This is a genomic window from Halalkalibacterium ligniniphilum (assembly GCF_000334155.1).
Classification (GTDB): domain Bacteria; phylum Bacillota; class Bacilli; order Bacillales; family Bacillaceae_D; genus Halalkalibacterium; species Halalkalibacterium ligniniphilum.
Genome location: NZ_ANNK01000125.1, coordinates 1 through 11,180 on the forward strand (window position 1 = coordinate 1; position 11,180 = coordinate 11,180).

Annotated in this window: 10 protein-coding genes; 3 read left to right on the forward strand and 7 right to left on the reverse strand. The window is 41.1% G+C overall.

Going from position 1 to position 11,180, the window contains the following annotated elements; all coding sequences use genetic code 11:
* Window positions 1-1,116 (reverse strand): methyl-accepting chemotaxis protein (locus BLT_RS0115300; RefSeq protein ID WP_017728649.1); only part of this gene is annotated, 1,116 nt, incomplete at its 3' end.
* Window positions 1,117-1,722: 606 nt separating this feature from the next.
* On the opposite strand from BLT_RS0115300, the gene BLT_RS23295 reads away from it, so the two are divergent.
* The 3 genes from BLT_RS23295 to BLT_RS22140 all read left to right on the forward strand — a co-directional run bounded on the left by BLT_RS23295 (window position 1,723) and on the right by BLT_RS22140 (window position 4,979).
* Entirely contained in the window at window positions 1,723-1,872 is a 150-nt protein-coding gene (locus BLT_RS23295; RefSeq protein WP_017728650.1) for a YrzI family small protein, read from the forward strand.
* Window positions 1,873-2,453: 581 nt separating this feature from the next.
* Complete coding sequence (locus tag BLT_RS0115315; protein WP_017728652.1) at window positions 2,454-3,554, forward strand: CotS family spore coat protein; 1,101 nt, start codon at window positions 2,454-2,456, stop codon at window positions 3,552-3,554.
* Complete coding sequence (locus BLT_RS22140; protein WP_017728653.1) at window positions 3,555-4,979, forward strand: glycosyltransferase family 4 protein; 1,425 nt, start codon at window positions 3,555-3,557, stop codon at window positions 4,977-4,979.
* A gap of 135 nt (window positions 4,980-5,114) precedes the next feature.
* Here the strand turns inward: BLT_RS22140 and BLT_RS0115325 are convergent, their stop codons facing one another.
* The 6 genes from BLT_RS0115325 to BLT_RS0115350 all read right to left on the reverse strand — a co-directional run.
* The gene (locus BLT_RS0115325) at window positions 5,115-6,065 is read right to left on the reverse strand and encodes an NAD-dependent epimerase/dehydratase family protein (RefSeq protein ID WP_017728654.1); all 951 of its coding nucleotides are present in this window, start codon (window positions 6,063-6,065) and stop codon (window positions 5,115-5,117) included.
* Between the two features lie 308 nt (window positions 6,066-6,373).
* Window positions 6,374-7,789, reverse strand: a complete 1,416-nt coding sequence (hemY, locus tag BLT_RS0115330) for a protoporphyrinogen oxidase (protein WP_017728655.1) — start codon at window positions 7,787-7,789, stop codon at window positions 6,374-6,376.
* A gap of 6 nt (window positions 7,790-7,795) precedes the next feature.
* On the reverse strand, window positions 7,796-8,728 hold the full coding sequence (gene hemH / locus BLT_RS0115335) for a ferrochelatase (RefSeq protein ID WP_017728656.1): 933 nt from the start codon (window positions 8,726-8,728) through the stop codon (window positions 7,796-7,798).
* A 13-nt stretch (window positions 8,729-8,741) separates the two neighbouring features.
* Window positions 8,742-9,785, reverse strand: a complete 1,044-nt coding sequence (gene hemE / locus BLT_RS0115340; protein ID WP_026105148.1) for a uroporphyrinogen decarboxylase — start codon at window positions 9,783-9,785, stop codon at window positions 8,742-8,744.
* A 412-nt stretch (window positions 9,786-10,197) separates the two neighbouring features.
* Entirely contained in the window at window positions 10,198-10,413 is a 216-nt protein-coding gene (locus BLT_RS24110) for a hypothetical protein (RefSeq protein WP_161603254.1), read from the reverse strand.
* A gap of 32 nt (window positions 10,414-10,445) precedes the next feature.
* The coding region (locus BLT_RS0115350) for a penicillin-binding transpeptidase domain-containing protein (protein ID WP_017728659.1) at window positions 10,446-11,180 on the reverse strand (735 nt) is incomplete at its 5' end.

Genomic DNA, 11,180 nt, shown 5'->3' on the forward strand with positions numbered 1-11,180 from the left:
TAATAAATTTGTTTGTTCAGCAATTTCGTTTATCGCCGAAACCTTTTTCAAAATGTCACTTGCATTCGTTGTTACGTCAGATACTTTTTCTGCAGCGGACTGAACGTTTTTTTGCACCAACATCATTTTCTGCTCTGATTTTTCGATTGATTCATTTCCTTTTTCTGCATGACGATTCGCTTCTTCTGTTACCAAAAAAGTGTCCCTTACATCCTTTTCCATGCTTGCTGCTCTTTCCATTAAATGTTGAACCATCGCATTTGCTGATTGAATGGACGACAATTGTGTTTCCGTGCCATTTTTGAATGATTGCATCATGGATTGCAATGATGCAAACGCCTCAGACAATCCTTTTGATTCATGCTTTTGATCAACTGACACCCTCTCAATCGTCTGAGCTGAACGATTAATTTCCTTCATCATTTCTTTCATCCCGAGAATAACTTTATTTATTTCATATCCAATTTGGTGAAACTCAGTCCGACCGTTATTCGCCACAGTTGCTGTTAAATCACCAGCAGTCACTTTTCTAGTGATTTGGTACCATTCTCGTAAAGGCTTCATTAGCGAAGTGTAAAACAACAGCCCTAGACCACCTGAAAGGCATAAAGTAAGAAGAAAACTAACCCCTAAAAATATAGGGCTACCCTCTGCAAAAAAGGATAATAAAAATAGCAAAGACACGGGAGCAATTGCTAGCATTGAGATATATAACCCTAAATAAGGGCGATGTATAATTTTTCCTAACCGTAAATTGTAACGCTTACCGTCTTTTGTTTTAATAATTGGACATGATGCGTCAACGAGCACCTCTCCTGTATTTCGTGGGTATAGCTGCAGTAACGGTTCATTCGTCATTGCTGCTTTTAGTCCAACTTCATCTTGAAAAAACATTCCTTCCCTTAATCGATTCGTGTGCACAAGGCTTTTGCCCTCTTCATCAACGATAAGCAAGTATTCATCCTGCCCTAATTGTTCATCTAGTTGCTTTCGAAAACGGTCTGCCACTTCGGCAACCTTGTCCCACTCATTCATTTCCTTACTTAACAGCTGAGCAACACGTTCAACTTTTCGTAATACTTTTTGAGCAGTCTTTTTTTTGACTAATGCTGCCATTTTCATCTCTCCTCGTTCCCGAATACCGTCATTATACATAAAAATTTGTTATTTTTGAATATTCTTTCAAAGAATGCCCTGTTATTTTCCATATCCAAACCAAGAAAAATTATATTAAAAAATCTCCTTTTTTCTGTTGTCAATTACATAAAAGAAAAAGTCAAAAAAAGTTCAAGATTTCCATTTACAAATTACAGAACTTTGGATATAATTCCATTTATAAACAAGAGTTGAGTAAGGAGGTTGAACAAAATGATGAAGACAAACCATTCCCGACAGACTATGAGTCCATCATTTAAATATGTTCTACGTTCACCACCTGCTACTCTTCGTGACCGTTTCTCACGATAAGCGTACTTTTCCGCAGGCGAACGTTGATCCCTGCGGTTTATCTTTACCATCAATAGGTAAATTTTGTAAGTCGTAGGTTGATTGACCTACGGCTTTTTTTGTTACGCTGCTCTTGTTGTTCAATCGCTAAGAAATGAAAAAGGAGGTAACAACAATGAATTTCCTTAAGAGCTCAATTTTTCAAACATGGTATGAACAGGTGAAAGGCCTCACCTGAAAGGGAAAAAACGTCCATAGATTAGGAGGCAATGAACAATGACTTTTCAATTTCTTATTTTTACTATTACCATTAAAAAACGTTGCTACTCAAAAGAGGATTTAGAACGATTTCTTCGTGAACAAAAGCTAGAAGAACTGAAAAGGGAGCAAGAATTAAAATATCAAATGTATCGAAACTGGTATTAATGAGGACGCAGAAAGGCAGCCTAGATAAGCTGCCTTTCTTCAATATCACCTGAAGCTTGTTAACACATTGCTTCACTTTCTTGAGCAACAATGACAATCTCTCTTCAGCTATTCGAGCTTCGTTCACTGTCGTAACCATTACCGTCAGAAGCATCCCTCTCTTTTTAAATTCTTGTAAATAAGGATCTTGTAGCACACCAAAAGCAGTCCTGAGAACGAAACTTTCTCTTCAATGACGACTTGGAATTGCTCAGAAAACCGTTCAATCGTTCTTCCCTCACCGCCTTTATTCATTCCTAGCTCTTTACGAAAACGATCTTAAAACAAGCTGTACCTCGTCTAACCGGCTAAAATTATCCCTCATATCCACTGCAAACAAATTTACGGCAAAAGGACTATATAGATTCAAGAGCTTTTCCCTAACTCTTTTTTCACATAAATTTTTATAACTTTTTAAAAATGTAAGAGACTTAAGCTTCAGCTAGAGAATGAAAAAATTGAAAACCCCTGCACTTTATCGCTTTCAACGAATACCCTGTCTATGAGGTATATTATTATCTAAAGAAATTGGAGTGAGGAATATGAAAGAAGAGCTACTCATCATCCCATGGGATTTGGATGGCATATTAGGAGATACGTACGTTCCTCCCTATATAGAGGATATGGCACAGGAAGTTATCGAATACTATGAAATGAAGGTTGAGCGATTGGAGGTCATCACGACCAAAGCTGATAAAGGAGGACTCATTTGGAAAATTGAAACAAACCATGGACCACGTAGTTTAAAAATTTTACATCGAAGACCGACGAGGAGTATGTTTTCACTCGGTGCTCAGGAATATTTGGTTCATGAAAAAAATGCACGTGTCCCTCCAATCGTTCGAACAAAGTCTGGAGAATCGTATGTGGAAATGGGTGGAAAGCTTTGGTTTGTAGCTGATTGGATCGAACCATTGGCACCTGTATCAAAAGATTTAGAAGGAGCAAAAGCGCTTTGTAATGCTCTTGGTGAATTTCATCAGCTTTCCAAAGGCTACACCCCGCCTAAAGGAGCAGAAAATCCATCCCGACTTTACCGTTGGCCGAAAACGTATAAAAAGATCATAAAAAAAATGGATTGGTTTCGTAACATCGCTAAGGCTTATAGCGAAATGCCTGCAAGCGCAACGATTCTTTCCGTTACAGACATGTTTGAAGAACAAGCACGAAAAGCTTTAGAACGCCTTGAACAGTCAGCTTATTATGAACTCATTAAAAGAGGAAATACAGCATGGGGATTGGTTCACCAGGATTATGGCTGGTCAAACGGACAAATGGGTCCTGGTGGCATGTGGATCATTGACTTAGATGGGGTTGCATATGATTTACCGATTAGAGACTTGCGTAAACTGATTACAGGCACAATGGACGACATTGGTAGGTGGGATGCTGCATGGATGAAAGGTATGATTGAAGCCTACCACGAAGCAAATCCAATCGAAGACAAACTTTATGAAATCCTCCTAATCGACATGGCTCTTCCAAACGAATTTTATAAAAATGTGAAAGAAATGATTTATGAGCCTTCCATCTTTATGGATGGCGAATTAGAAGCATTGTGTAATCGAATTGTCGAGATCGACAAAACGAAATGGCCTGCTTTAGAAGAACTTAGCGAAGGCTGGAAAGGAGAATTAGCCTGAATGAAAATTCTTATGATTTGTACAGAAAAGCTGCCCGTCCCTCCAGTTCGAGGTGGTGCCATTCAAACATACATTTCAGGTGTTGCTTCAATTTTAAGTAAAAAACATGAACTAACGATTTTAGGTTCCGCCGATCCTTCTCTTCCATTAGAAGAAACGGTTGATAAGATTCGTTATGTACGTAAACCAGGGGGCTTGATTGAGAAGTATCGAGAGGGGGTTGTGGAATTTCTTAACGAAAATTCATTCGATATCATTCATATTTTTAACCGTCCACGATTAGTTCTTCCAGTTCGAGGGGCTGCTCCCAAGGCTCGATTGGTCTTAAGCATGCATAATGATATGTTCATCCCTCAAAAAATCGACCCTGAAGAGGCAAAGGCTGCCATTGAACAGCTTGACCAAATTATAACGATCAGCAATTATATTGGTCGTACGATTAAAGAATTATTTCCACAAGCCGAACCAAAACTTAAAACGATTTATTCTGGCGTAGACTTAGACCGTTTTACTTTAATCAAGTCGGCAAGTATGGAAAAAGAACGTCAAACATTACGCAAGGAACATCAAATTGATGATAAAAAGGTTATTCTATTTGCTGGCCGACTTTCTGCAAATAAAGGTGCAGATGTCCTCGTACAGGCGATGCCCGCACTTGCAAAAAAACACCCCGATATTGCCCTTGTTTTAGTAGGAAGCAAATGGTTCAGTGTGAATGACATTAGTGATTATGTCGCTTACGTACGTGCCTTAGCCTCAAGGCTACCAATACCAGTGATCAATACTGGGTTTATCTCACCTGACAAGATCCAAAATTGGTTTGCAGCTGCCGATGTTTTTGTTTGTCCATCTCAATGGCAAGAACCACTTGCCCGTGTTCACTATGAAGCAATGGCTTCAGGACTACCTATTATTACAACAGCTCGTGGTGGGAACCCAGAAGTCATCACCCCAAATGAGAACGGGTTAATCGTTGAGAATCCTGAGGATCCTCAAGGATTTGTCGAACATTTATCCACCCTTCTTTCAGATGCTTCACTACGTAAAAAAATGGGGCAAACAGGCCGTAGATATGCAGAAGAAAAATACACGTGGAATCGGGTAGCCTCAGACATTCTTGACGTATGGAGCACGATTGAATATAAAATTACACATAATCTTAGTGTTTCAGGATCAGATGAGCTAGAAAAGACAGAAATAGTGGAGCTAGAAGAAGGATTGGATCTAGAAGAAGGATTGGTTCCAGCAGAGTCAGAGAGTGTTCAAGAAGAAATACCAGTAGAGGAACCTAAAAAACGCCGTTATGTCGTTGAATACAATCCACCTACTCCTCCTTGGTTTGCAAAGAGAGAAGCTTTGACGGCTATTCATAACAACTTCTTAAAGGATGGGCCAATTCAATTCATCGAAAAATGGCTTTATTAATGTAAGACGCTTAACGTCTCCGAGTCGATATCACCTGCTAAAAATCATTCAAGCTACCCTTGCTTCTCATCAAAGGTAGCTTGTAAAATCTTATTTTCTATTTTTAGAATGTGCGTTTCCCTTGCATTCAATTCCTCACTTCTTCTCATATAACTTCTGTACATAGTCAATTTCTTTTTTTAAGCCTGTTTTAAGATCATTGACTGGTTTGTATGCCAAGAGTTTTTCTGCTTTTGAACTATCAGCCCACGTGTGTCTTGGCTCACCGACCGCTTGATCTAAAAATTGAAGGGTTGCTTTTTGCTCTAAAAAACATTCCAGCATGGAAATAATGTCAATCACAGAAGCTCTTTCTTTCCCTCCGATATTCATGACTTCCCCAACAACGTTTTTCGCATGAAGCACCGCCGCTGTGGCAGTGACACAATCATCAATATAGGTGAAATCACGAGTTTGCTTACCATCACCAAAAATCGGGATTGGCTTGTTTTCTAGCATTCGCTGAATAAAACGATGAAAAGCCATATCACTCCGTTGTCGCGGTCCATATACCGTAAAATAGCGTAAAATCACAACTGGAACTGAATAATTTTTCAGGTAAACTTTACACAGATATTCGCCTGTTAATTTTGTTATTCCATATGGCGATAAAGGTTCTGGGATTTGTCCCTCTGTTACTTTCCCTGATTTTTCACCGTAGATAGACGAAGTAGAAGCATAAATAAATTTTAATAATGGACGATCCTTGCATGCTTCTAAAAGCCGTTGTGTGACGAGAATATTATAAGAAACATACTGCTTAAAATCCGCTCCCCAGCTTGCCCTCACTCCAGGCATTCCAGCTAGATGATAAATAACATCAACGTTCCCAAGAAGCTCTTCCCATTCCACATTAAGCAAATTTTGCTCAATCAATTGAAAGCGTGGATGGCTGATCAGGGACTGTATGTTATCCTTTTTGTACTCCTTTGCCGTTGGTCCAACATAAGCGTCGATGCCAATTATTTTCACATTAGGATCCTCAAGCAAACGTTCACATAGACTCGAACCAATAAAACCAGCAGCACCTGTAACTAATACATTCACAGTAGCCCCATCCCTACGGATTGTAGCCGTTTCATTAGATTTGGCTGCCAATCATTAAGATAAAAAATCATTTTTCTAACCCCTCTCCCTTACAAAACAATACCAACAACCATACCTTGTATAGTTTATTAATAATGGCATTTTTCGTGATGAGCGAGCTGGGTTACTCGTAAAAAGGGGCGTATGTCTAGGCTACATGACTAACGATCTCACAACAAATGATCGTAGAACACTAAAAATAGATTTTAAAAAAACGGACACTCTCCATTTGTTGAAGGTGCCCGCTTCATGTCTAGCTGTCATTTCCTTTAGATTAATTTTCTAACGATCTGTTCGACCACTTGCTGTCCTTGGTCGATGCAGTCTGGTAATCCAACCCCGTCAAACCCTGCACCGGCCAAATACAAACCTGGTAAATGTCTAGCTGTATCTTCTTTCATTTTGTTGATTTGAAAAACATGTCCTACATGGTATTGAGGCATCGCTTCTTTCCAGCGTGTCACAAGATGGAAAAGTGGCTCTCCTTCAATGTCCATGATCCCTTTTAAGTCACGCAAAACAACAGAAACGATCTCTTCGTCTGATTTATCGACAATCTCGGAGTCCCCTGGCCGTCCAATGTAACAACGGAGCAGCGCAAAGCCTTCAGGCGTAGAATGACTCCATTTTTTATGTGTCCACGTACAGGCCGTAATCGTCTGAGGACTGTTTCGTGAAACGACAAACCCTGTCCCATCATATGGATTGTGAACAGCTTCTTTTCGAAAAGCCAAAGCGACTGTCGCTACAGATGTCGCTTCCATTTCTTTTAAGTACTGATAATATGGGTAAGCATCAAGCATCTTTGCTGTAATATGGGGTGGTGTCGTCACAATGACCTCATCAAATCGTTCAATTGAACCGTTTTGAAACGTGAGTAAAAATGTCTCTCGCTCTTTTCGAATGGATACTACCGGGTTTCCTTTCCAGATTGAATCCGCATCCAGGTGATTCTCAATTGCATCAACAAACGATTGCAGCCCATAGCGAAAAGTAAGAAACATGCCTTGCTTTTTTTCCGACTGATCTTCGGGCTTCTTTTTCGTGCCTCGCGTTTTTTTCATTCCTCTGATAAGTCCACCGTATTTTTTTTCAAGCTGTTGAAAATTTGGAAACGTTGCTTGTAAGCTTAGCTTGTCTAAGTTGCCTGCATAAATACCTGACAAGAGCGGTTCAATCAGTTGATCGACAACCTCATTACCAAGCCGCCGTCTGAAAAAATGACCGAGGGAAATATCCTCATTTTCATCGGTTATCGGTGGGATAAAAAAGTCACTAGCCGCACGAATTTTTCCAAGAGGCGAGAACAAGTTTGTCTTTAAAAAAGGACCTAGCTCCGTTGGAATCCCCATTATCGCTCCACCTGGAATTGGATGTAGAGAAGCACCCTTTAAAATATACGCTTGCCCTGTATCATTATGAAGCAGGTCATTCTCAAGACCGACTGCTTTTGCAAGCTTTGACATGCTCGTCTTCCTAGCTAAAAAAGAGTCGGGTCCTCGCTCAATGACAAATCCATCTGTCCGATCGGTTTGAATTTTCCCGCCAAGCCGCTCACACCCCTCAATCAAGACATAATCGAGAGGGAAGCCTTGCTCATGCTTTTTTTGATGCAATGCATGGGCTGCCGCTAAACCTGTAATACCTCCACCAATAACGGCAACTCGGGTCTTCTTACTCGTCACCGTTCATCACTCTTTCTCTGCGAGCTTTTTTTGTACAACCGATGCAAGACAATCGATAAACTCAGGCTTTGCATTCGGCATTTCTGGACGATAATAGTTGATACCTAGCTCATCGGTGACCACTTTACATTCATAATCGTTATCATAGAGGACCTCTAAGTGATCAGCCACAAACCCAACAGGGCAGTAGATCATCGACGTATAGCCATGCTTTTCATATAGCTCACGGGTTAAATCCTGGACATCCGGTCCAAGCCACGGTTCAGGAGTATTCCCTTCACTTTGCCACCCTATTTCATAATTTGTAACACCTGCTTCTTTTGCAATCAAATCGGCAGTTTCTTGAAGCTGCTGTGGATAAGGATCTCCGCTTTGAAGGATTTTTTCTGGTAAGCTGTGAGCTGAAAAGATAACACAGGCTTTGTCACGGTCCTCAATGTTCTCCATTGTTTTCTTTAACTGCTCCGCCCAATAAGCAATAAAGGCAGGCTCATCATACCAGCTTTCCACACTCGTAATCGTTGGGCCGCCAATTTTTTCAGATTCTTCATGGGCACGACCATTATAAGATTTGACACTGAAGGTGGAGAAATGAGGGGCAAGAACAATGCTTATCGCTTCTTCAATACCTTCATCCTTCATTTGCTGAACAGCATCTTCGATGAATGGATCAATATGTTTTAAACCGAGAAAGGCTTTAAATTCACGGTCATCATACAGTTCATTTAAACGTTTCTCTAAGCCAAACGCTTGATCTTCTGTAATTTTCGCAAGTGGGCTAATCCCGCCGATTGCCTCATAGCGTTCAGTAAGATCATCTAATGCCTCTTTTGACGGCTTACGGCCGTGACGAATATGGGTATAATAAGGTTCAATTTCCTCTTTGCTTCTTGGTGTACCGTACGCCATGACGAGTAAACCAATTTTTTTCTTTGACATCTAGGGTCACTCCTTAATTCAGTCTGTTCGATGAGTAATCATGGACAAATGCTGTCAATCGTCGTAACACCGCTGGATCAACTTCTGGAAAAACACCATGTCCAAGATTGAAAATAAAATGAGGGCTCTTCATGCCTTGGTCAAGAATTTCCTTTGCCCTGGCTTCAATTACGTCCCAAGGTGCTAAAAGGATGGCTGGGTCGAGGTTTCCTTGAACGGTTTTTGTTACACCAGCCTCCCTTGCTTCTTGTACTGATAAACGCCAGTCTAAACCAACCACATCAAGTGGAAGGTCATTCCATTCATGGACAAGATGGCTCGCCCCGACCCCGAACATAATGAGTGGAACCTTTTCCTTTTTCAGCTCTGTGAAAATCTTTTCCATGACAGGCTTAACAAAGATCCGATAGTCACGGACATTTAATGTTCCGACCCATGAATCAAATATTTGAATCGCCTGGGCACCAGCAGCAATTTGAGACTTCACGTATGTAATCGTCATTTCACCAAGCTTTTCCATTAGTAAGTACCAAGCTTTCGGCTCTGCATACATAAAGGCTTTTGTTTTATTGTAATTTTTTGAAGGACCTCCTTCAATCATATAGCTCGCCAGTGTAAAGGGCGCACCACTAAAGCTAATAAGAGGAACCGTTAATTGCTCTCGAAGTAGCTTAATCGTATCAAGCACGTACGGAACGTCTTCTTCAGGATGAATAACCCCTAACTTCTCTACATCATCAAGGGAACGAATCGGATTATCAATCACAGGCCCGATCCCTGCTTTAATTTCAACCTCAACACCAATCGAAGGGAGAGGCGTCATGATATCTTTATATAAGATCGCCGCATCATTGTTGTATTGATCGACGGGCAGCTTTGTCACATATGCACATAATTCAGGCTGGTGGGTAATTTCAAAAAGGGAATACTTCTCTTTTATTTTCCGATACTCTGGCTGAGAACGACCCGCTTGGCGCATATACCATACGGGTACATGGCTATGGTGCTCTCCTCTGCATGCTTTTAAAAACGTATCATTAAATGTTGACGTAGTCATTTCGACACACCTTTCTTCACAACTCATTACGTCCTATTCTAATCGAATAACCAAAAAAAATCATTCTTTATCCTCTATTACTATAATCACCGAATGATTAGGTGTATAGCAAAATCGACAAACTGTCATAAATTTGATGAAATCAGCGATCATTTTGTTGGAGATGGAGTAAAAGAACGATGTTAGAAAAGAGCAAGGCGCCCGCCTAGCGGGAACAAGCGCTGGAGAATCTGATTTGAAAACGTTTTCTACTTTTGTAGGAGATGTCGAAGCGACCTAGATCCGCTGGCACATTACACTAGACAGCTTTGATGTTTTTTTGTTTCTTAAATCAAAATTCTTGCCAACAACGGGATAGAGAGGCTGGGACATAACGAACGTGTATGATTGAAAATGCGAACAATGCACAACCTTAGCGGCGGAAATAGACGTAGACTCCTTCGGGATCAAAGACAAGGGTGAGACCCCGCAGTGCAAAAAGCACGAGGAGGCTCACCAGCCGCCCGCGGAAAGCGAAAGGTATTTCCGAAGCGAATGCGAGGCAGCAACGACCATGACGTTCGGATTTCTCTTCAAAAAAACTCTTTTGTCCCAGCCCATTATCCGTTATCACTATTTTTCTTTGCATGATACCCTAGCACCTTATGTTTATGTCTCTGCTTAGTTAAAACCTAACCTAAAATTCACATCTGCAATATTAGACGGCTCCCCTTCTTGCCCAGTCAGCGGATCATGAGGAACGACTTGGTATTCCTTCAATGAAAAGACATTCACACTTGAAACAAGGTATTCTTCCTCTCCAGCAATGGTACCAACTTTTTTTCTCCTGTCGCCATTGATCTCATAAATGTCGTAATTAAGACGCTCATCCTCAGAGCCGCTCCATTCCAATTTAATGCTCATTAGTCGAGAGCCTCCCATCGTCAAGGTCGCTGTAAGATCATCAACGGTGACTAAACGAACAGGAGGAAGGAGTTCTTCAACTCCATTAGGCTTTTGGAAGGCTGAAGCCTGTAAAGACTGAGGTCCTTCATCAAGAATCGCTCGAAAAAGGGCAGCTGGATAAGAGCTTCCTCCACGTAAATAGCGGTCCTCTGACGTAACGTCATACCCCATCCAAAGTGCGCCGACAACTTCTGGTGTATAACCGACGAACCATGCGTCCATTGCGGCATCGTCAACGGTTGTGTAAGAAGTTGTTCCTGTTTTCCCAGCAAGTGCTCCCACTCCATTAGCTTGCTGACCCGTTCCCTCTTTTACAACAGACTCGAGCATCCGCGTCATCGACCAAGCCGTTTGTGGTGAGAAAATTTTCTCCTCTTCCACCGTGGGCTTCTCCAGCTTATTTCCGTTACGATCATAAATTTCCTCGATAAAGTATGGGTTGACTTCTTT